A 23116-nucleotide genomic window follows, 5' to 3' on the forward strand; every position below is an offset into this window, starting at 1 on the left:
AGCGACGCCATTTTTTTAGATGTTGTTCTTGCATGGATTTAATTCGAATGATGCATGGCATGATCTTTTTAGTAGCTGCTAATACAGAAGCTTATGGGTGCCTTCGGGATTTTATAACGTTAGATTTGCATGTTCTTTGTCAGGTTAATCAGTTGACTTATGGAATCTAGGCTTATTCGCTTTTTAAGTTCAATTCGATTAGCAGTTCCGTTGTTGGTCGCGATCGCACTTATCCTAGTAGGCGCGACTTTTTATGAGTCTGAAGTCGGCTCTGCAACCGTACAAAGAGACATTTACAAAAGTGCCTGGTTCGGTGCTTTGATGTTTCTCCTGGCCGTTAATTTGGGGCTTTCTACACTCAGTAGATTTCCTTGGAAGGGGCCACGAAAGCTAGGATTCGCACTGACCCATTGGGGGTTAGTCATCATCATTGCAGGTTCAGCAGCGGTGATTCATCTCAGCACCGAAGGAATGCTGTTGGTACGGACAGACAGCGGACCTGGCAATCAGATTCGCGTTGAGGGTGACCTCCTAGAGGTGATTGCCCCCAGGCAAACTCGGCAACAAGCCGACATCTTCATCCGACCCGATGGCTCCGTTTATCCACACGAGTTTGCAGGATTGACTCTGCTGGGCTACAGCGAGAGCGCCATCAAGACAGTGCAGTTTGTTGATGGAGGTGCCGTTGATAATCCAGCCGTCAAGATTCGGCTGCAGAGCGATCGCATGGGCCAAACCTTGGACCGGTGGCTGGCAGTTGCCCCCGCTGGCTACAGCCAAATGGACATCGGTCCTGCTCACCTAGAGATTTTTGCCGCCGCAACCGAGGCTGAGCGGCGGCACCTTCTCAGTCCGCCATCAGCCCCTGAAAGTCGCTACGGTGAGCTAAAAGTAGGCGATCGCGTTTTTGACATCGAGCAGACTTTAGGCCGTTCTATCGCTATCCGTCCCGACACAACCCTTGAGGTTACGAACGTCTGGCCAGATTTTCGTCTGGAAGGAGGGCAACCTGCATCGGCATCCAGTCAGTTCCACAATCCGGCGATTCAGGTCACTCTCGTCCAGGGAGAAACTCAAGAGCAGTGGTTTGTGTTTGCGAATGCCGAATTTCCGCCAGTGCGATCGGGCAACGCCATCGACCTGACCCTGACCTACGAAGCACCCCAACAGTCGCCCACCGACTACTTCCGTATTGTGACCACACCTGATCATCACATCTTTTACGCAGCGGCTTCTTCAAAGGGGTTCAAGTCCGGTGCTTTTTCGCCTGATGAGGCTATTGCACCAGGATGGGCAGACTTTCAAATCTCTTTGGTAGACCAACTCACTCAAGCTCAGGTCCAGCGGCAGGTTGTTCCGGTAACGCCCGTTGCTGATGGGGCGATCACCGATGCAGGATCGCCCGCCCTGCATGTGGCAATACCAGGCGGACAAGAGTTTTGGCTGCCTTGGGGAGAACCGACAACATTAGAGACTCCCACAAGCGATTACTTTGCGGCCTTTAGCCCCAAAATGATTCAGCTTCCCTTCTACGTCAAGCTGAATGACTTCATTGTGGAGCGCAATGAGGGCAGTGAATCGGTTGCCATGTGGACCAGTCAAGTTACCCTTTTCGACCCTCAAACCGATACCGCAGTGAACCGCGCGGTCTGGATGAATCACCCAACCTGGTTCCGAGGCTGGAAGCTTGCCCAGGCATCCTGGAATCCAGGCGATCTCCAACAATCCACCCTGCAGCTCAAACGCGAGCCTTGGTGGGTCACCGCACTCACCTGGACTGGATCTGTCCTCGTCGTTCTGGGCATTAGCACCATGTTCTATGGTCCTGGCCTGATGAAAAAACGTCGCAAATGGTCTAGAACCACAGCCCCCAACAAAGAGACCTCTGGTATAGACGCCCCTAACATAGACGAACCCAAGACCATCCCCATCCTCGCTGTTTTCAGCAAATAGACCATATCGAAAATCTACCGCAGAGGACCAACCAATCGCTATGGGATAAAGCGATATAGCGGCAGCATTTGAGTCAAGCACACCCTTACTCCCTGCTCCCTAGTCCCTTAAAACTTGACCAAGCTGCATAGGGCTATATCCCGTTGTCCTCATTCCTGCCCCTCTTTTTACTGTCATATCAACCTATGAAACTCATCACATTTCTCATTGGTTTATGTCTGGGCTGCTTACTACTGCTCTGTCCCCTCAGCCAGTTTCAACCAGACGGATTAGACGCCCTTAGATCCCTTGCCGTCCAGCTCGACGGACGCAAAAAGCCACTCGATACCGTTGCCCAAGAAACCGTGGCTAAGATTCACGGGTCGGCAACCTACAAAACAACCGATGGCAGCAAAGAAGATGCCCTCAGCACCTATTTGACAATGTGGTTCAACACCCGCAACTGGAACGAAGAACCCTTTGTGCTGGTGAGCTATCGTCCTCTGAAGGAAGCCGTAGGGCTAGATTTGGAACGCAAGCATTTTACTTTTCGAGAGCTGATGGAGAATCGCGAGTTGAGCGCGATCGCCGGACAAGCCCATCAAAGGGAAATAAACGAAGAGACGTTGACTCGCAATGAACGCGAAGCACTGACCATCGAAGACCGACTGAATCTACTGTTTCAAACTGTCGGCGACAACCGCTTGCCCATCGTGCCTCATCCCAACGATATCAAAGGCAAATGGGCCGGACTGAATGACGCGACCACCCTATACGCCCCTGAGACCGTTGCGCCCCTGATGGCAAACTTTGCCATGATGCAGCAAACCCTGTTACAGGGTGGCGCCACCCATATTCCCATGGTGGCTTCTTTAGCGGATGGACTAAAGGAAGGATTGCGACAGCTCAGCCAGTCGATTTACCCCACCGATACGGTTCTGAATCGAGAGGTTCATTTTAATCACTTTCATCCCTTTGCTAAAGCGTGGTGGCTCTACGCGATCGCCTTCACAACCCTACTCATCAGTCAGTGGATTGCTCGCTCCCATCTCTATTGGCTATCCATAGGTCTTTTCACCACAGGCATTGCCGTCCAAAGCTATGGGTTTTTCCTCCGAATGCAGATTGCTGACCGCCCACCCGTAACAAATATGTATGAGTCGGTGGTGTGGGTTGGCTTTGGCATTGCCGCGATCGCCCTAATGCTGGAACTTCTCTCTCGCAATCGCTTCTACCTGTTAGCAGCGGCTCCTCTATCAGTCGTCTGTTTGGTGCTGGCAGATAGCCTGCCGGCAGTGCTCGACCCCAGCATTGCCCCCTTGGTTCCCGTCCTGCGAGACAACTTTTGGCTCAGCATCCACGTTCCGACGATCACCTTGAGCTACGCCAGCTTTGCGTTGGCGCTAGGGGTTGGGCATGTGGCGATCGGCAACTATCTGTTTACCCCCCAAGCCAGCAAGCGCATCAAACTGCTGTCCCAACTCAACTACCGAGTCCTGCAAGTCGGCGTCCTGTTGCTCACCGCAGGCATCATTCTGGGCGGCATCTGGGCGCACTTTTCCTGGGGACGCTTCTGGGGCTGGGATCCAAAAGAAACCTGGGCACTCATTGCGCTGCTCTGTTATCTCGCGCCTCTGCATGGGCGTTTAGTGGGCTGGATTGGCGATTTTGGCATTCACGTCGCCAGCATTGTGTCTTTCAACGCGGTCCTGATGGCCTGGTACGGCGTGAACTTTGTCCTGGGAACAGGACTACACAGCTACGGCTTCGGCACGGGCGGCTCAGAACTACTGATCGCGAGTGTTGTAGGACTTGACCTGCTGATCGTATTAGTCGCTGCTGCTCGTCAATACGGCTGGTTCAAACCGTCCGAACCACTCACCACGGCTGACAATCTTGAGAAGGTATTGCAATGAATCGACGTGAATTTATGAACTGGATAGGCACAGGCACTCTAGCAGCCTCGCTACCCGCCGCGATCGCGGCCTGTCAGCCAGACACAGCGTCGGTTCCCACCGATGGTCCTGCCGAAGACACCCCAGAGGCTGCTGTCGAAGTAGACTCCACACCCCGTCCAGATGGGTTTGCCGCGATCGGAACCGTTGCAGAACTGGATCAAGCAGGCTCTGTCTCCGATAAAAGCTTCCAAGGTCAGCAAGTTTTGGTTGTTCGCGACCCTGTTGATAGTTCCGCCCTGATTGCCGTCAACTCTCTTTGCACCCATCAAGGCTGTAGTGTTGATTGGGCGGCAGGATCATTTGCTTGTCCCTGCCACGGTTCCAGTTTCAACCCAGATGGCACCGTGGCATCCGGGCCAGCCACAGACGCCCTGGGCACCTTTGAAGCCAAAGTTGAAGACGATTTAGTCTTGGTGAAAATTGAGTCTTAAACCCATGGCGGTTCAGCTTCAGGGACCTCCAGAAAAGAATTTACCGAGGGTAGGGTGTCATTAGCGCAGCGTAATTCACCATAGTCGAAGGTGCTAAGAACCCTCAGCCCTGACACCAATCAAAGTTAGTCACGAGATGCAAAGCTCAGCTTTACATCAATACTCTACATAGGACCATCGCATGATATTCCTACAGTAGACTGCTTTGAAAGTGAACATGATCATAGACTATGAAGCTCTCAGCCTCATCTGGATTGTCCTGCCCCTATTCGTAGGGTTTGGTATTTATCTTTTCCCCCAATTAGATCGCGTCCTGGCAATCACAGTTTCGTTAATTTCCTTGGGGTATGGGCTATGGCATGTACTCAATTCAGCGCCTGTCAGCTTACAGCTATTAGATCATTCTGGTGTCAGCTTGCTCATCGACAGTCTGAGCGGCTTCTTTATTTTGACCAATGCCGTCGTCACCCTAGCAGTCATTATTTACTGTTGGCACAGTCAAAAAGACGCTTTCTTCTACACACAAGCCATTATCTTGCATGGCAGTGTCAACGCCGTCTTTGCCAGCGCCGACTTGATCAGCGTTTATGTCGCCTTAGAGGTTATTAGCATTGCGGTATTTCTGCTAGTTGCCTACCCTCGCACTGAGCGTTCTATTTGGGTTGGACTGCGATATTTATTTGTGAGTAATACAGCCATGCTGTTTTACCTAATCGGCGCGGTGCTGGTGTATCAAGCTAGTAATTCGTTCGCTTTTGAGGAATTAGCAAAAGCGCCCACCGATGCGATCGCACTCATTTTTCTGGGCCTTTTGGCTAAAGGCGGTATTTTCGTCTCAGGGCTATGGTTGCCCCTGACCCATTCCGAATCGGAAACACCCATATCCGCCCTGCTGTCGGGTGTCGTCGTCAAAGCAGGGGTCTTTCCCCTAGTCCGATTTGCACTCATGGTCCCCGAGGTCGATCCTATTGTGCGCTTTTTTGGGGTGGCAACAGCGGTTTTAGGTGTTAGCTATGCGGTCTTTGACAAAGATACGAAGCGTATTCTAGCCTTTCATACCGTCTCGCAGATTGGGTTCATTTTGGCCGCACCCGCTGTCGGCGGCTTTTATGCGCTCACTCACGGTTTGGTGAAATCAGCCTTGTTTCTGATTGCAGGCAACCTGTCAAGCCGCGACATCAAAGTCCTGAAACAAAATCCGATACCGCTTCCCATTTGGATAACGCTAGCGATCGCCAGTTTTTCCATCTCAGGTTTTCCACTCCTGGCCGGATTTGGCGCTAAAGTGCTCACCTCAAAAAATCTTGTCCCGTGGCAAGTAGTTGGCATGAACATCGCCGCGTTGGGAACAGCCATTTCATTCGCCAAGTTTATTTTTCTGCCTCGCACCTCAAATCTTCCCGATAACACGGTCAAAAAAGGGTTTTGGCCAGCTCTGGTGCTGCTATTGAGTGGACTCGTGCTGGCTAATAGTCTTTACTATGAAGCCTATAGCTTAAGTAACATCATCAAACCCCTCGCCACCATTGCAGCAGGGTGGCTAGCGTATCTCCTGATTTTTCAAAAGGTATCAGTCAAAATACCCCGTGTAGTCGAGCAATTCGATCATCTAATCGGCACCATGAGCCTAACGCTGCTCCTCCTGTTTTGGATGGTCCTACGTGAGTGGAGGCTGCTCTACTAGCCTTACCAGGTCGCCATAGGCGGGTTGAATTCATTTCTGCGTCAACGACGCTTTTCTTCAGAAATCCTGGTGTCCACCCTTGAAGATCCCCCTTGGACGAAGCAGATGCTAATCCAGTTGTTGGCAAAATGAAGATCTCCAGTAATCTGTAAGAGCATCTTTTCTGGGCCTTCTACAATGGCAGCATCTTAGTCGCCATCAGGCAAAATTTGCGAGAAGAGCCATGCCCCTAGACCAAGATCGGTTCTGGAAAGCGTTTAATCCATCAAAGCCACTCAATATCGCCGATGCTGAAGATTTGAGATACTACATTGACTTCTCAGACGTTCGGGGGGGAAATGTCACTCGACAATTGGCCAGAACAATTGAGCGATTGAAAGATAGCCCCACCTGTCAACTATTCACAGGTCATATTGGGTGTGGCAAATCAACAGAGCTACTGTGCCTCAAAAACCATCTCACGAAGGAAGGGTTTCACGTCGTTTTTTTCGAATCTAGCGACGAAATGGACCTCAACGACGTGGATGTGACTGATATTTTGATTGCGATCGCCCGTCAGGTCAGCGCCAGCCTAGAGTCTATTAATATTTCCCTTAAACCGAATTACTTCGTTAGCTTATTCAAAGAAGTCAGTGAGATCCTTAAAACCCCTATTGAAATTAGCAACGTTCAGTTTTCGGTGGGACTCGCTAGCGTTGCGGCCAGCACAAAAGATAGTCCAGAGCTGCGGCGGCAAATGCGGCAGATTATGGAACCCCGCACCAACAGTATTTTAGAGTCCATCAATCTAGAGCTTCTGGGGCCAGCAGAAAAAGTACTAAAGCAAAAGGGATACAAAGGTCTAGTGGTTCTCATCGACAACCTAGACCGTCTTGATAACACCCAAAAAGCGGGCAAACCCCAGTCAGCTTATCTGTTCGTAGACCGAGGAGAACAACTGCGACGGCTGAATTGTCACGTCGTCTACACGATTCCCATCGTGCTGGTGTTTTCTAATGAAGTGAACCCATTAGCCAATCGCTTCGGCATTGACCCCCAGGTCTTGCCCATGGTGATCGTGCGCTACTCCGACGAAAGGATTTGCGATTCGGGGCTGAATCTGCTGCGCCAGGTGATATTGGCGCGATCGTTTCCTACGCTCGCTTCATCAGACCGCTTAGCCAAGGTCGAAGAAGTGTTTGAAGATTTAGAAACGCTCGATCAGCTATGCCTTGCGAGCGGTGGACATGTCCGCAACCTGTTGAAACTAGGGTTTAGCTGCTTACAGCGTATGGATCCCCCCTTCTCACGTCAGTGTGTTGAGCGCGTCATTCGACAACGACGCAACGAACTGCTGCGGGCAATTACTCCTGACGAGATGACGCTATTGCGGCAAGTCAAGCAAAAAAAGACAGTGCGGGGTGAGGCGAGTTACGAAGTTTTGCTGAAAAGCATGTTCGTTTTCGAGTACCGCAGTGATGATTACGGTCACTGGTTTGACGTAAATCCGATTCTCTATGGCGACCTCTAATCTGTCTCCCCTATCTTCATCTAATCAGGACTCCCTGCGATCGCTTATTCGGTCAATCGAACGATCGCAGGGCATCTTCTCGCTGATTTTAGCCCGCTGTAATTATCGGTCGTTGCGCGATCGCGTGCAGACTCTACTCAAAACTCAGGTCCAGGTCCCTTTGCAGGAGGTCAACCTAACACCCCAAACCCAGTCCCTGTACACAGCGATTCGCCATACCTTAGGCGACGATCCCCCCATCGCTCTCGTCATCAACGGTCTAGAAACCGTTGAAAATTTGGATTGCTTGCTCAGAGTTGCCAATCAAACCCGAGAAGAATTCCGGAACAATTTGCCCTGCCCGCTCGTGATTTGGGTGACAGATGATATTCTCAACCGCCTCATTCGCAACGCTACCGATTTTGAAAGCTGGGCTTCAGTCACCATTGAGTTTGAAAGTGACCTGACGGCTCTGACCCAATTCATCCTACACACGGCTGATGACATCTTCGGTCAGCTGCTGGACTCCCGAGAAAATGTTTTTTTAGACAGCGAAGCTCTGGATCTAGGTCAAGATTCTCCCCTCCGGATGGAGCTACAGGCCGCTTGTGAAGAAGTTCATCGATATTTAGACCCCTTGCCGCCTGACGTAGAAGCCAGCAGCCAATTCATTTTGGGTCGCGCGGCTGACAATAACGAGGAGAAAGCTCGGCAGCACTATGAGCGCAGTCTAGAACTCTGGCAGCAGGTGGGCAATTTAGAGCGCTACGCTCACGTGCAGTTCTACATTGGCTTTTGGTGGGGAAACTATTCAGTTCGCCACGCCCAAGATCGTTGGGCAGGTCTACAAAAGTCACGAGAATATCTGGAAGCGGCACTGCAAAACTATCAGAGTTTGGGCAAGCCTGATCGCGTTGCCCAGTTCATCAACTATCTGGGTGAAGTTCTGCATCGTCAAGAAGACTGGGCTGCCCTAGATGCTCGTGCCAGTGAAGCATTCAAGCTGCACCAGCAGTTCTGCAACTATTTCCGGCAGGCCAAGGCACTGGGATTGATGGCCGCAGTCTCCATTGCTGAAAAAAACTGGGCTCAGGCAGAGTATCGGGCCAATCTAGCACTGACGACCTGGCAGAAAGCCATCGACTTATCCGATTCGATCCGCGATCGCTCCGCCTTTCTAGACTGGGAAACTCGATTTCATCGTCCTTGGTACCTCTATTACTTAGGGAAAGCCCAGCGCGAAAATCGTCACCTTGTAGCGGCTACCCAAAACCTGGAAGAAGCGCGAAAAAGCGCCAAACCCAGCTACGATCCTGACCTCTACACCCATATTTTGGATGAACTTCGAGAGATTTATTTTGGCCAGAAAGACTACCTCAAAGCCTATAAAACGCGGCAGTTGAGGCGGGAAATTCAGAGCAAGTTCAACCTTCGTCCTTTTGTAGGACCCGGCAAGCTACAGGCCAACCAAAAAGTCACTAATCCCTCTCTACCATCCCCTAAACAGAATAATCAGATTGCGCCTGAGATTGAAACGTCTGCCCGAGCCCTGGATATCAACGCTCTGCTTCAGCGGGTCGAGCGCAAAGATTTTCGCCTGACTATTGTGTATGGCCCCTCAGGCGTTGGGAAAAGCTCCATTTTTCAAGCGGGTTTGATCCCGGCACTCGAACAGCGCACCTTTGAAGGGCGGCAGGTCATTACCGTACTTCAGCAGGTTTATCAAAACTGGGCTCAAGAACTGGGAAACCAGCTTACCGAAGTCTGCCAAGAAGTCTATACAGACACAACTCAAATTCAGACACTCAATTCCGTAGAAGCTATTTTGCAGCAGCTTCAAGAAAACGGTCAACAGCATTTCAAAACTGTTTTAATCTTCGATCAGTTTGAAGAATTCTTTTTTACAAACCTCAACGTAGAAGAGCGCTATCGCTTTTATGACTTTGCGGCAGCCTGTTTCAAAATTCTAGATACTGAAGTTATTCTTTCGATGAAAGAAGACTATCTTCATTTTCTGCTGGCCTGCAACCGATTGTCCGGATTAGAAATCATTGACAATAACATCCTAGACAAAAAAATTCTGTATTATATTGGCAACTTTGCCCAGGAAGAAACCTATAAGATTGTCAAGAATCGTACCAAAAATACTCGGATCAAATTTGACGATGACCTCATCGACCAGATGGTCAAGGATTTAGCCGATCCATTCGATCAAATTCGTCCCATTGAACTCCAAATTGTCGGTGCTCAGCTACAGACTGATAACATCACGACCCTGGCAGAATATCGGGCTTTGGGCGTTGGAGGAATTCCGCCCCGAGAGGTGTTGGTCAATCGATATCTGGAAAACGTTGTTGAAGATTGTGGGCCTGAAAACGAAGAACTCGCTGAAATCATTCTCTATTTGCTAACTAATGAGGATGGCACACGTCCGATTCGGACAAAAACAGAATTAATGCAGGAAAAGCTCTGCGAAGTTCTCAGCAGTCATCCTCAGCAAATTGATCTTGTTCTTGAGATTTTTGTTCAGGCTGGACTCATCTTATTAGTGCCTTCTAGCCCCGTTGATTCTTATCAGCTCGTTCATGACTATCTTGTCAATTTAATCCGAGAGAAAGTCCAAAGAAAATATCAGAAAAAGATTAGTGATCTAGAGACTAAGATTAAAGGTCTCGGTAAAACCGTTCGCTTTCTTTCTGGCCTATTGCTGTCGCTCATGCTAGTCGGTTCAGTTCTTTACTTGCTCTACAGAAATAACAGAATGCTCTATCAGGTCACTCAATTAGACCGAGATTCTGTCGAGAATCAGCGCCAGTTTGATGGCTACCAGCTGATCAGTTTAGAAAGCGCTATTCGAGTCGCCGATCGCTTCCAAAATCGCTCTATCTTACAAAACCGGACAACGCTACCCACTTACACGCTTCAATACATTTTGGACAACATTTATGAGGAGAAGTGGATCGATACCCGACAAACGCAAATTTTTGCAGCAGATGTCAGTCCTGAAACTCAGCAGGTGGCAACGGCGGGCCTCGACAAAACGGTCAGAATTTGGAATTATGCCGGGAATCAAGTACACCGGATCGACCTGTCCAACCATCTTGAAGAAGAAAGTCAGATTTGGGATGTGCGCTTTCTGGCAGGGGGCGATCGCATTGCAGTGATTGATAGTTTGGGCCAACTTAAAATATGGAGCCTGACACCAGAAACATCTGAGCCTGTCGTTTCGATTGCAGCTCACACCGCCGACAATTTCCTCACCCGCCTTGCTATCAGTCCAGACAAGTCAGTGCTGGCAACAGCAGGGGCAGACGGTTCAATCAAGCTGTGGAATGCTGAGACGCTCGACTCAGTCAAAACATGGCCCGCTCATGAAGATCCTATTAGCAGCTTGCGATTTACCCCCAACGGGGAACAGCTGATATCGTCTAGTTACGACGGATCGATTCGCAGCTGGTCATTGGAAACAGACAATGTCGGCAGTCTGCTAGAAGAGTTTTTCATTCCTGATGCCTCCGATACTCAGCTGCCGATTAATTTCGGGTTGGCCATCAGTCCTGATGGCCAAATTCTTACCGCTGCATCAGAAGATGGTTTCGTGCGAATGTGGGACTTGGCATCGGGGGAATTTGCCCGGCAGTTCTTGGCTCATAACGGTCGCTGGGTTACGGCAATCGATTTTATTCCTACTGCTTCTATTGGAACTACCGAGGAAAACTCGTATCAGTTGGTTACAGCGGACGAACTTGGATCGATCCGAAGCTGGTCAGTTGATTTAGTCAAAAGTATTCATTTACAAGAATCTAGAAAGCTTCAAGAGCTGGGAGGCCATCAAGGTTGGATCTGGACGTTGCTGTACAGTGCTGGAGTCGAAACTGATAACTCTCTCCTGATCTCCACCGGGATTGACGGAACGTTGCGGTTCTGGGATCTGACAGACGTTTTTCAAAGATCATCCAGCTTCATAACTCGCTATGCAGGGCACCACAATCCAGCCTTTGAGCGCAATCAAGCGTGGAGCACCAATTACAGTCAAGACCGCAAACTGTTAGCGACCTCTGGAACAGACGATACCGCCAAAGTTTGGCAATTACCGTCAGCCTCAGATCCATCAGCCCCTTCAACACCATTATTTATCCTGAAGCATGAAAACTCTCCTGTTGAAAAGTGCGAATCTCTGGCGATTAAGGAAACCAACAACGATGTCTTTTGGGTCGTCTTTTCCTCTGACAATTCTATGATCGCAACCGCAGGAGCTGACTGTACCGTCCGGCTATGGAACAGTGAAACCGGAGATCTATTGCTGAGAGAGAATGAACTGGGTGAGACGAGTCCGCTTATTCTGCCCCATGAGCCGGATGCTGCCGTCTATAGCGTTGCCTTCAGCCCTGATGGAAATCTCATCGCCTCGGCAGATTCTAGAGGCCGGCTTTATTTATGGACAGCGGATGGTCAGCAGATTGGGAAACCCCTATCTACAGCTCAGTTCTCAGGCAAGCAGCAGCAACAGCCCGTCTTTGCCGTCAAGTTCAGTCCCGACGGCAACTATATTGCAACAGCCAGTGAGGACGGAACAGTCAAGCTCTGGGCCGTACAGACAGAAGGCAGCGATCGCACCCTACCCACTCAGCCCCTTGTCACCCTATCAGGACATCGGCGCGGCGCGACCAGCGTTGACTTCAGCAAAGATGGCCTCATTGCGACTGCGGGCAAAGATGGCAGCGTTCGGATTTGGGATATGACATTGCTTTTGCGGCAGGCATCCACGTCAAACGCCTCTAGAGTCAACCCACCCCAACCGATTCAAGAACTATCCGCTTATCGACGGCGAGTCACCTGGGTTGAATTTCACCAGACAGACGAATCTGCTCCAGAGCTATTAGCGACTGCCAGTAAGGACGGTTCTGTGATTGTCTGGGACCGCAACCTAGAAGGCTGGGGGATCCGTCGTCCCGGTCGGATGTTCAAGCCCCGCTATCAATTTGGAGGGCATGAGGAGGGGGCTTTTAGCGCGACTTTCTTAGAAGAAGGCAAGCAAATTGCGGTTGCCGAAGGCAACGGTGGCATCAAGTTTTGGCAATTGGAAGAGACCCCTGAACTCATTCAAAGAGCTTGCCAGTGGTTAGATATGGGACCAGTCACCAGTTCTGACCAGCGCAAATCCGTAGGGTGGAAATGGCCTTGGGCAGATAAAAAAGATCCGGATGTTGGTGAAATCTGTCGTAAATATTAGAGGTTAAGTAGTAGCACGGAAGACGATTTTCCATCTTCCCTTCCGAATATGGGCCAGTTGAGATAATGACACTTTGGCGCAGTATTCAGAAAGACGATCGCTCTACTCTAATCCTATGAGGTCGTAAGACAACCCTGCCAAAGGGTTGAGTGCCTATTGTTGAAGCACCTACCGATTGTCCTCTAATATCCTGTCCCGTCCAGGAATCACGCGATGAAAACCAAACTGACCGCAACGATTAGCCTTGTTTGTCTTGGGATAAGTGTATTTACGGTTTGGGCAGGAATGCAGTCCCTTGCTCGCGATGGTCAGAGCGATCGCTCTGTTGCCAGTGAATATAGCCCTCCAGGTCGAGGTAGAAGTTACCCCGGCGGCACTCGCTTCATGGAACAGCCGCTACCCCAAGACTTTGCTTGACAAGGACTTCTAGGACGTCAATGACTAGGCGTCAGCAATCCCCCCATAGTCCACGTCATTTTTCCGAATTCTGCATACTCTCCAGAAGCAAGCCTCATCCTCTTGTTAGGGTCGCTTTAAATGCCGTAGCAACCAATGCTCAACGCTATTCCACCAAGCGGACAAACTTCTTCTTGCCCACCTGAAGAACTTTGCCGTAAAGGTCTGAGGGAGCGTCAAAGGTGAGGTTGGGATCTGCAATGCGATCGCCCTCTAGCCTGACCGCACCGCCCTGAATTTGCCGCCGCGCTTCACTGCTGCTAGCACAAAGCGGTGTCGTGCCCAACAGGTAAAATGCCTTGGCTGGAAAGTTGACCTCTGCTAGCGAAAATTCTGGAACGCCTTCTGCTTCTCCCCCACCCTGCACCAAGTTGATAGCATCTTGCTGAGCCTGCTGAGCAGCGGCCTCGCCGTGAAACTGGCGCGTAATTTCTAGGGCTAGAAGCTTTTGGCGATCGCGAGGCGTCTCCGGTAGCGTCTCTAAGGGCAATCGGGTCAACAGCTCGAAGTACTGCTCAACCAAGCTATCCGGCGTTTTCTCCAGCTTTGAATACATAGTTAGCGGATCTTCCTGAAGGCCCACATAGTTTCCCAGCGACTTCGACATTTTTTGAACACCATCCGTCCCCAACAGCAGCGGCAGCACCATGCCAAACTGCGGCTGCAAACCAAAATGTCGCTGCAAATCTCGGCCCACCGCAATGTTAAATTTCTGGTCAGTGCCCCCTAACTCCACGTCCGCTGAAACGGCAACCGAATCATAGCCCTGCATAAGCGGATAGAAAAATTCGTGCAAAAAGACCGGAGTCCCCTTCTCATAGCGTTCAGCAAACCCTTCTTTTGCCAACATTTGTCCCACGGTCATCGTGGCGAAAAGCTCCAGAATCTTGCTGAGGTCCAGTCCAGAGAGCCACTCGGAGTTATACCGCACCTCCAAACGACCAGGCGTATCAAAATCGAGAATGGGACGCACCTGCTCCAGATAGGTCTCGGCGTTGGCCTTGACTTCGGCTTCAGTCAACTGCTTGCGAACCTCCGATTTTCCGGTTGGATCACCAATCCGAGCAGTAAAATCACCAATGATGAGAACTGCGGTGTGTCCTGCGTCTTGAAAAGCTCGTAGCTTACGGACTGGGATGCTATGGCCAACGTGAATTTCAGCCCCGGTTGGATCGATGCCCAATTTAATCCGCAGCGGGCGATCGCACGTTTGCAGTCGCACCAGCAGATTGTCCTGAGCATTGTCAGCATCGGGCTGATCAGGAAAAACCTCAATCACCCCCCGATAGATCCATTGAAATTCGTCTGGGATTTGTGTCATATCAGCTAAAAGTTTCAATCATCCCTAATACTGTTTTCGTCGCCTAGCCGCTGAATCCTTATATAGAGCGATGCCATCTTCATTAATGAAGCCTTAAAAAGGTGGCAGACCTCAACAAGTCACCTTATTCTGTTGCCACGTCCTTTTTATCGCCGTTTAAAGGTCAGGCTTCTATAATTACAAAACCTTGGGTCATTTAAAACCCTTACGCCCTTAAAACCTTCGTGCCAAAGTGTCCAGTAACACGTTTCCCAAACAGGTCGCGGCCTCTCGTTCCTCAAACACCACCAACGACATCATCAAGTTTGTTCAGGATGTCGGACAGATTACAGTGGCGTCTCTTCTGGGCACCACGATGTTGGTCAGCTCCATCGCTGCAGGAGGATTGGTCGGCTTAGCCATCAGTTTTAGAAACCTGCCGGATGTCCGAGTATTGCGGAATTATCTACCCAGCGAAACGAGCTATATCTACGACATTGAAGGAACATTGCTCTCCAGCCTTCACGATGAGGCGAACCGAGAAGTCGTCGATCTAGATGAGATTTCTCCTCATCTCAAGCGAGCAGTTCTGGCGATCGAAGACAGCTACTTCTATTCCCACAAAGGCATTAACCCCAGCAGTGTCGGACGAGCACTTTTGGCTAACGTTCAGGCAGGATCTACGGTTGAGGGTGGTTCGACCATCACCATGCAGTTAGTGAAGAACCTGTTCCTCACACCCGAACGAGCCATCAGCCGTAAGGTTGCAGAAGCCGTGCTGTCCATGCGGCTAGAGCAAATCTTTGAAAAAGACCAGATCTTAGAGATGTATCTCAATCAGGTCTACTGGGGGCACAACACCTACGGCGTTGAGACGGCCTCCCAAAGCTACTTCAACAAATCGGCTAAAGACCTGACCCTGGCCGAAGCTTCCATGATGGCAGGCTTGATTCAGGCCCCCGAAGGATTCAGTCCCTTTGTAGACTATCCCCTCGCGAAGCAGCGACAGGCAACCGTTCTAGGCCGTATGAGGCAGCTCGGCTGGATTACAGCAGAAGAAGAAACCGCCGCTAAAGCACAGCCGCTATTGGTCGGTGAGATTACGTCCTTCCGTACCAGTCAGGCTCCCTATGTCACAGAAGCCGTCGTTCAAGAACTCAAAGAGATTTTCGGCAACGATGCCGTGCTCAAGGGCGGTATGCGGGTTCAGACCACCGTGGAGCTGGGCATGCAGCGGATGGCTGAAGAGACCGTCCAGCGCAATCACGCCGCTTTGAGAGCACGAGGTATCTACGCTGACCAGATGGCCCTGGTGGCGATCGACCCCCGCACCCACTTTGTTAAAGCGATGGTGGGCGGCGTTGATTACACCAATAGCCAGTTCAACCGAGCTGTGCAGGCTCAGCGTCAACCAGGGTCGTCTTTCAAACCGTTCGTCTACTATGCAGCCTTTGCGTCGGGACGCTATACCCCTGACAGCATCATTCAAGACACGCCAGCGAGCTACGCCGACGGCTATGAGTATTACAACCCTCGAAATTATGACGGCACCTTTATGGGCAATATTTCCATTCGGAAGGCCCTTGAAGTATCCCGCAACGTCCCTGCAGTTAGGCTTGGCCAAGCAGTAGGCGTCGATCGCATCATCGAGATCTCCCGCCTTCTCGGAATTGAAAGTCCAATGGACCCGGTTATTTCGCTGCCGTTAGGTGCCGTTGATTTAACCCCGATGGAAATGGCCGGAGCCTATGCGACCTTCGCTAGCAACGGCTGGCACTCCGATCCCACCTTCATCGTCCAAGTTACAGACAGCAACGGCAACGTGCTTCTTGACAACACACCCAAGCCCCAACTCATCCTTGATCCCTGGGCCACAGCTGCACTCACTGACGTATTGCAGGGCGTCATCGCGAGGGGAACTGGCACTTCAGCTCAGATTGGGCGGCCAGCAGCCGGCAAAACAGGCACGACAGATTCGCAACGAGATGTCTGGTTCGTCGGCTACGTACCTCAGCTCTCCACAGCCATTTGGGTTGGCAATGACGACTATTCGCCCTTAGGCTCCGGGGCCACTGGCGGCACCTACGTTGCCCCTGTCTGGCGGGACTTCATGCAGCGTGCATTAGCCGACGTCCCCGTCGAAAACTTCCGTCGCCCCTCCGAATTTGCCATGCCTTAACCAAGAAGGATGGAAACAGGCATGGCTATTACTGAGATCTTGCACTAGTACATTGGCATCCTGCATTTGCCCCCAAATCCCCCAATCTAGGGGACTTCGACCTCAGAACCCCCCAAATTTGGGGGGCAGGGGGGCCAAGTTAGGCAATGCGGGACAACTGCAAGATCTGAGTATCAACCTTCTAGCTTTAGCTATAACTGAAGACAGTTAAGAACGCTAAAACTATGCTGCATAAGGTGTGGATTCATCCCTCTGCCTGCTGCCTGTTGCCTGGAGCCGCAGTTGGTGCGAGAGGGCGATCGCAGTGAAAAGACGAATTCTGTTAATTGATGATGAAGTCGATATCCACAAAATCACTCAAGTCGGTTTGATGATGGCAGCTGGATGGGAGCTTCTAACCGCTCAATCCAGTGCAGAAGGACTTGATATTGTATTGTCCGAACCCTTAGATGCCGTTTTACTAGATGTCATGATGCCGGAATGTGACGGCATTGAAACCTTGCAGCGGATTCAGGAATCGTCCCAGGCTCAAACAATTCCCGTTATTTTTTTGACGGCAAAGGCACGATCAGCTGATCGCCGTCAATTGTACGCTTTAGGCGCCAAAGGAGTCATCACAAAACCGTTTGATCCATTGACCCTTGCCAGTCAGATTTCTGGATTCTTAGGATGGTCTTGAAGCCTTTGGCAAGCCCATCATTTTTGCTTTTAAGGGATCATATTGAGAGTGTCTTGATGGTCGTGCTGGGCTGCGGCTCGACTGCCCTGAGCACCCTCTAGAACGAAATCTTCGACATATGCTCTTCCATCACACCGAGCTTCGTATCCGTCGTCAGGATATCCCAAGAAATAAACACATTGAGGTGTTTCGAGCTGCACTTTAGACCACCAGGGATCAAGGGAGTCGAGAGAAAAGAGCTGCATTTCCCACCAACCTCATCAAATGAAAGAGTGTCTTTAGAATACAAGACTTGATATGGGGAACTTGTGAGGATTTCTGAAATTCAAAGCGATAAAACTTGTTTCAAAATCCAACCTTTTGTCATCGAACTGTTGCTTTAGCCATAAACAGCAGAATCGAACTGTTAGCTCAACGCTGCGCGATCGCACATTTAGCATCAACGACATTTAGTTTCGAAACAGTGTTCCAGGTATCAAAATCGTCATTTTAGTTCATCAAAATATGACTTAAAAGTCTTACGGCAACAAACCCAAAATAGACAAGCAGCTTATATTTAATTAACGAATTGATAGCATCAGACATTCAAAAGGCCAAATTATTTCAATTCCTTCATTCTGTTAATATGAATCCTCAATCCTCGTTCTATTTTCGAGACAGAAAGCAATATTACTAAATATAATCTCAACAATAAAAAAACATTCGGTTAACCTTTTCTACAGAATCGCAATCAGGCGATGGACGATTTCCTGTAACAGCAAAGCTCTGGACGAATAAAGTGACTTACGCGTTTTGCGACATAGGCGATCGCTATATCAGCCACACAAATACGACCCGTAACGAGGCCCGCTTAGAAGTCATTGTTGATTCTTTGCCAGCCTGTATCTCCTATATTGACGCCGGTTTACGATATTGCTTCGTCAACCAGACCTACGAATCCTGGTTTCAGATTAGCCGTCGAGACATCTACGGTCGGCATTTGTGGGAAGTCATTGGCAAAGCGGCCTATCAAAAAGTTAAACCCTATATCGAGCGGGTCTTTGAAGGAAGACAAGTTGCCTATGAGGCTGTCCTTCCCTACGCCCAAGGACATCGGCATGTTCGTGGCACGTTAATTCCCGACTTTGATTCCCATTCTCAAGTGCAAGGTTACTATGCGTTGATCGTTGACATCAGCGACTACAAACACATTGAGACCCAACTCCGGCGTAGCGAGGCAGCCTTGACCAAGGCCCAAGAAATAGCCCATATCGGCAGTTGGGAATTCGACGTAGCGACCGAAACCATGGAATGCTCTGCCGAGATGTTGCGGCTATTCGGTTTCGATTCGCCCACCGTATCGCCGACCTTGTCCCAACTAGCACAATTTTTTCCTCCAGAAGACTGGGAGCACGTCCGGCAAGCCGCTCGGCACCTAATTGATGGCGGCAATCCCCAATCTTTCAAAGGGCACATTCGATTACCTAACGGTGAGCTTCGATATCTCGAAGGCAGTGGCGAAGCTATCAAAAACAGCCAGGGTGAGATTGTCAAACTGCTAGGAACGGCCATGGACGTAACTGAGCATAAACAGCGCATTGACCAGTTACGGCTTCTGGAATCGGTTATTCTCCATGCTAACGATGCCGTACTCATTACTGAAGCCGACTTCATCGATCTTCCCGGCCCTCGCATTATTTACGCAAACCCAGCGTTTACAGCCATGAGCGGCTACTCCATTGAAGAGGTGATGGGTCAGACTCCTCGAATTTTGCAAGGTCCTAAAACGGACCGCGACCAGTTGGATCAGGTACGACTGGCGCTTCAAAAAGGCCACCAGATCCGCGTAGAGCTAATTAACTACCGCAAGGACGGCAGTGAATTTTGGGTCGAGGTGGACTTGGTACCTGTGGCTAACGCCGAAGGTCGAGTGACCCACTTTGTTGCATTCCAACGAGATGTGAGCGATCGCAAACGCGATGAACAAACGCTGAGAGAACAGGCCGAACTCATTGACATTGCCACCGATGCTTTTCTCGTGCGCGATCTTGATGGACGTTTACTCTTTTGGAGTCGGGGAGCTAAACAAATTTATGGTTGGCAAGCAGAAGAGGCGATCGGTCAGACAGTTGACCAATTGCTGAAGCCAGAACCGTCCCAGCGGGTCCAGTCTGCCTGGCAAAGTGTTTTGAGTCGAGGTGAATGGCAAGGGGAGTTTTTCAAGTTCACAAAGGCAGGAGAAAAACGAACCATTGAAAGCCGTTGGACCCTGGTACGCAACTCAGACGGCACGCCCCAGGCGGTGCTCTCCGTTGATACGGACGTGACCGAACGCAAGCAGCTAGAAGCTCAGTTCTTCCGGGCACAGCGCTTAGAAAGTTTGGGGACACTAGCCAGCGGTATTGCTCACGATCTCAACAATATCCTGACCCCCATTTTGGGGGTAGCCCAAATCTTGCCCCGCAAGTTACCCGATGCCGACCAATCAGCACTAGAACTGATTGCCACCTTAGCCCAGTCCGCTAAACGTGGCGCTGCTCTATCGAAGCAAATCCTAGCCTTTGCTCAAGGGCCTTCGAGTGACTTCACCGCCTTGAACATCCACTACTTGCTGGCCGAAGTGAAGCGATTTGTGCAGAAGACCTTTCCAAAATCGATCACCATTCAAGTCGATGTTCCCAAAGATCTTTGGATGCTGATGGGCGACGCAACGCACCTTTATCAGGTGTTGATGAACCTCTGTGTCAATGCAAGGGATGCCATGCCCAATGGTGGAGTTCTATCGCTGTCAGCCAAGAACATCCACATTGACGAGACCGATACACGATCGCAGCTCGATATCAAAAGCGGCTCCTACGTCATCATCACCGTCACTGATACTGGGGTCGGAATGCCACCTGAACTGATCGAAAAAATCTTCGACCCCTTCTTTACGACCAAAGAGCCTGGGAAAGGAACGGGGCTGGGCCTTTCAACAGTGGCTAGCATTGTCAAAAGTCACGAAGGACATTTACAAGTCGTCAGTCAGGTTAACGGCGGCACCCGCTTTTCAGTGTCCCTACCCGCTGCCCCCATAAAATCGCCTTCATCAGAAGATGCCGTAGCCTTACCCCTGGGCTCAGGAGAATTAATCTTGGTCGTCGATGACGAGCCCCAAATTCGCTATGTGACTGAGGCTCTCTTAGAAAGCCACAACTATCGAGTCCTAACAGCCTCCGATGGAGCCGAGGCGATCGCGGTCTATGAGGCTCATGCGGACGAGATCAATGGCGTACTGATGGATATGCGAATGCCAAATATGTCTGGAGAAGTTGCTCTAGCCGCCCTACAGCACATCAATCCTCAGCTCAGAGCCGTCATGACCAGCGGTGTCATTGCGATAGACGAACTCTCAAATCGAAAAGACTTGACCGTTCACGCTTTCTTGCCAAAACCCTACGCCGTCGAGGATTTGCTACAGGCACTCAAACAAGCTCTGAGTGCTTAGGAGATTTCTGACAATAAAATGACCTGGCTATGGTGTATTACGCTGCGCTAATGACACCCTACCAGCGGTAAATTCTCTTCTGGAGATCCCCTTAGCCCATAGTTCAACTATCAGGACGACAGAAAATTCGGAGATCCAGATGTCTTTGACCTATCTTCCTTTGCTATCACAGCAGCGCAATCTATATCGTTTACCTCCTAGCCCTGAGCGCTTTCAAGCGTATCTCCGCCTGCTGATTGATACCTACAGCCAAGACATTAGCCTACCTTTAGGTGCCATGAATCCGATGGCGAAGGAGCACGTACCCGCGTTCCTGGATAAATTGATAGAGCTGGATGCAGATGCGATCGCGGCCACCGCCACCACTACCGTACAGGGATTAGCCCAGATCGGAGACTATCAGGTCACGCTTGTGGTCAGTGACGATCTGAAGGGAGGCTGGACCAACCGCTACACCAGTGACTTTAACTATCGATTTCGCCAACAGGCTTACTATCAAAGAGGCTGGATTCCGGTCATTCTATGGGTGAGTGAGGAGTATTCAAGCGATCGCATTGGTGCTGAAGTGCAGATGGCTATTTTCCGAACTGCTTACGTTCACCAACACGGTTCTGGCAAGTCCTTACGGGATCTTCTTGCCCAGGAAGCTCATGGGATGGCTCAAGCCAGAATTACCCAACCTCAATTGGATAAAGACGATTTGGACTATACCCGTATGGTTCTGGCTGATCGCCAAGATAGTACCGACATGCCAACTCTAATTGCGGCCCTGTATGGCGATCGCGCTGCTCATCAACTCGGATATCCGTGCTTGGGACTGTCTCCCAATGCAGGGCTTGCCCTAGCCGTCGCTCAAGCACAAACCATAGCAGCATCCACTTGAATCAAGCACACCCCATTCCCTGCTCCCTATTTCCCATTCCCTGCTCCCTTAAGACACTGCGATGTCCTTAACCGAACTGCACAAGGCTATATTTTCTGAACAACTTCTAAGTCTCTGCCTGTTGCAAAAAAAGGGCTGCCGCAACAGCTTTTGAGTTGCATATCTCAGGGTTGCTGCAACATTTTTGGGTGTGTTTCAATACCCCTGTAACGCTTTGAGAAAGGGAGTTTCAGATGAATATTGCGACTACGATTGGACACAACCAAGCCTTCCATCAGCGCCGTCTGCGTGAAGTTATTAAGCGTCTCGTGATTGAGTTGGGCTATCTGGAGAATTGCTTAGAAAAAGGACTGAATGATCCCAACATTGAGACCGCTGCGGCTAGATTAGATACCGCGATCGACTGTTTGAATGAGCATCTGGTTGATTAGATTTTGGGTGCGATCGCGTCAGGGCTTCAGTAAGACAATCAGATAACCCGATTTCCCGCTCTTCGACTTGAGCCAGCAAAGAGCGGGAAAGACCCTAAGACTAATTCTGCTTTGCAGGACTAACACAAACAGGTTACAGCTGTTTTATCCGCATGGAACTGGCGACGGCTATAGCCCTCAAGCTCAGCCTGACAAGCCATCCCAACTAGGATTACCAGTAGCGTAGGCAGTGTTCGGCAAAGTGCCTGATCAAACCGGAGTCAGACATCTAGCAAACTATTGACTCTCAAGGAAACGTCGCAGCCTCAGCAGATTAAGGCTTTGTCCTAAGTTAATCGGCAATAGAGAAACGCCTTCAATCCGGGACTGAACCCATTCATTACCCCAATGCCACTCATGGAAGCCATCGATGCCTTCCCAAAGCAACAGCCGCATACTCCACGCAGAAACATCGGCAACTTGATGCTGCACTTTCACCGGCCCCAAATAGCTCGTAAACGTTATGCCCTGTTCCAACACATCAGGTAGCCCCTTAGAGAAAGTTTGCGGCCACAACCACGCTTGAAACTGACGGGGCTGGAGCAAGCTGTCACGAATCACCTCAGCAGAGGCATCCATCTCAACTCGCAAAGTTGTCTGCTGAAAAGTACCGAACATGATGTCTCCAATCACTCCACCGTTGAGCTACGACTTTATTTCTAACAAAAACAGTGAGCGTAGCACTTGAGAGCACGTCAGGTTTGAGTCCTTATCCTAAATCTCTCCCTGACATTTTGCATTCAGTACCATAGCTATAGGTGTCCCTTAAACCTCTCAAAACTGGGAGACTTCGACCTCAACTCCTCAAAAACGTAAGGCTAGGGAGGCCAAAGCAGTTAGCATCAGCTCAATTACAAGATCTAGGTCTCCTATGCATGGTCAAAAGCAAATAAAGCTTTCTCAGTGTTTTGAATGGTGAACCTATTTCTGCCGCAGTGTACTGGTGTCTTTCTTGA

At 50.2% G+C, this 23116-nt stretch carries 15 protein-coding genes; 12 read left to right on the forward strand and 3 right to left on the reverse strand.

The window, feature by feature from the left end; genetic code table 11:
- The first annotated feature begins 159 nt into the window (after positions 1-159).
- From PN498_RS14985 to PN498_RS15015, 7 genes are all read left to right on the forward strand, one after another.
- Positions 160-1953 carry a cytochrome c biogenesis protein ResB gene (locus PN498_RS14985; protein ID WP_272063623.1) on the forward strand — a complete coding sequence of 598 codons (1794 nt, stop codon included), beginning with the start codon at positions 160-162 and terminating at the stop codon, positions 1951-1953.
- A 185-nt stretch (positions 1954-2138) separates the two neighbouring features.
- A complete protein-coding gene (locus PN498_RS14990) occupies positions 2139-3848 on the forward strand; it encodes a cytochrome c biogenesis protein (protein ID WP_272063624.1) in 1710 nt (569 codons plus the stop codon).
- Entirely contained in the window at positions 3845-4321 is a 477-nt protein-coding gene (locus PN498_RS14995; RefSeq protein ID WP_272063625.1) for a QcrA and Rieske domain-containing protein, read from the forward strand. Before PN498_RS14990 ends, PN498_RS14995 begins: the two co-directional genes overlap by 4 nt.
- 217 nt (positions 4322-4538) lie before the next feature.
- A complete protein-coding gene (locus PN498_RS15000) occupies positions 4539-6005 on the forward strand; it encodes a cation:proton antiporter (RefSeq protein ID WP_272063626.1) in 1467 nt (488 codons plus the stop codon).
- Between the two features lie 223 nt (positions 6006-6228).
- A complete protein-coding gene (locus tag PN498_RS15005) occupies positions 6229-7515 on the forward strand; it encodes an ATP-binding protein (RefSeq protein ID WP_272063627.1) in 1287 nt (428 codons plus the stop codon).
- Positions 7502-12727, forward strand: a complete 5226-nt coding sequence (locus tag PN498_RS15010) for an nSTAND1 domain-containing NTPase (protein ID WP_272063628.1) — start codon at positions 7502-7504, stop codon at positions 12725-12727. The genes PN498_RS15005 and PN498_RS15010 overlap by 14 nt, the downstream gene beginning before the upstream one ends.
- Before the next feature lie 213 nt (positions 12728-12940).
- A complete protein-coding gene (locus tag PN498_RS15015; RefSeq protein ID WP_272063629.1) occupies positions 12941-13144 on the forward strand; it encodes a hypothetical protein in 204 nt (67 codons plus the stop codon).
- 145 nt (positions 13145-13289) lie between these two features.
- Here PN498_RS15015 and tyrS read toward each other — a convergent pair whose 3' ends face one another.
- Positions 13290-14504 carry a tyrosine--tRNA ligase gene (tyrS, locus tag PN498_RS15020; protein WP_272063630.1) on the reverse strand — a complete coding sequence of 405 codons (1215 nt, stop codon included), beginning with the start codon at positions 14502-14504 and terminating at the stop codon, positions 13290-13292.
- A gap of 232 nt (positions 14505-14736) precedes the next feature.
- Between tyrS and PN498_RS15025 the strand changes: the two genes are divergently transcribed.
- Together PN498_RS15025 and PN498_RS15030 are read left to right on the forward strand one after the other, a co-directional pair.
- On the forward strand, positions 14737-16662 hold the full coding sequence (locus tag PN498_RS15025) for a transglycosylase domain-containing protein (protein WP_442951424.1): 1926 nt from the start codon (positions 14737-14739) through the stop codon (positions 16660-16662).
- Positions 16663-16900: 238 nt separating this feature from the next.
- A complete protein-coding gene (locus PN498_RS15030) occupies positions 16901-17341 on the forward strand; it encodes a response regulator (protein ID WP_272063631.1) in 441 nt (146 codons plus the stop codon).
- 29 nt (positions 17342-17370) lie between these two features.
- On the opposite strand, the gene PN498_RS15035 is transcribed toward PN498_RS15030, so the two are convergent.
- Positions 17371-17586 (reverse strand): DUF1816 domain-containing protein, encoded by a 216-nt coding sequence (locus PN498_RS15035; protein ID WP_272063632.1) that lies wholly within the window; start codon positions 17584-17586, stop codon positions 17371-17373.
- A gap of 533 nt (positions 17587-18119) precedes the next feature.
- Here PN498_RS15035 and PN498_RS15040 point away from each other — a divergent pair.
- The 3 genes from PN498_RS15040 (at position 18120) to PN498_RS15050 (ending at position 22121) form a co-directional block, all read left to right on the forward strand.
- On the forward strand, positions 18120-20807 hold the full coding sequence (locus PN498_RS15040) for a PAS domain-containing hybrid sensor histidine kinase/response regulator (RefSeq protein ID WP_272063633.1): 2688 nt from the start codon (positions 18120-18122) through the stop codon (positions 20805-20807).
- A gap of 139 nt (positions 20808-20946) precedes the next feature.
- Positions 20947-21690 carry a hypothetical protein gene (locus tag PN498_RS15045; RefSeq protein ID WP_272063634.1) on the forward strand — a complete coding sequence of 248 codons (744 nt, stop codon included), beginning with the start codon at positions 20947-20949 and terminating at the stop codon, positions 21688-21690.
- 233 nt (positions 21691-21923) lie between these two features.
- Positions 21924-22121 (forward strand): hypothetical protein, encoded by a 198-nt coding sequence (locus PN498_RS15050; RefSeq protein ID WP_272063635.1) that lies wholly within the window; start codon positions 21924-21926, stop codon positions 22119-22121.
- A 276-nt stretch (positions 22122-22397) separates the two neighbouring features.
- On the opposite strand, the gene PN498_RS15055 is transcribed toward PN498_RS15050, so the two are convergent.
- Positions 22398-22778: a hypothetical protein gene (locus PN498_RS15055; RefSeq protein WP_272063636.1), complete on the reverse strand. Its 381-nt coding sequence runs from the start codon at positions 22776-22778 to the stop codon at positions 22398-22400.
- Positions 22779-23116 lie beyond the last annotated feature (338 nt).

The sequence above is a fragment of the Oscillatoria sp. CS-180 genome, from assembly GCF_028330965.1.
GTDB lineage: Bacteria > Cyanobacteriota > Cyanobacteriia > Phormidesmidales > Phormidesmidaceae > Halomicronema.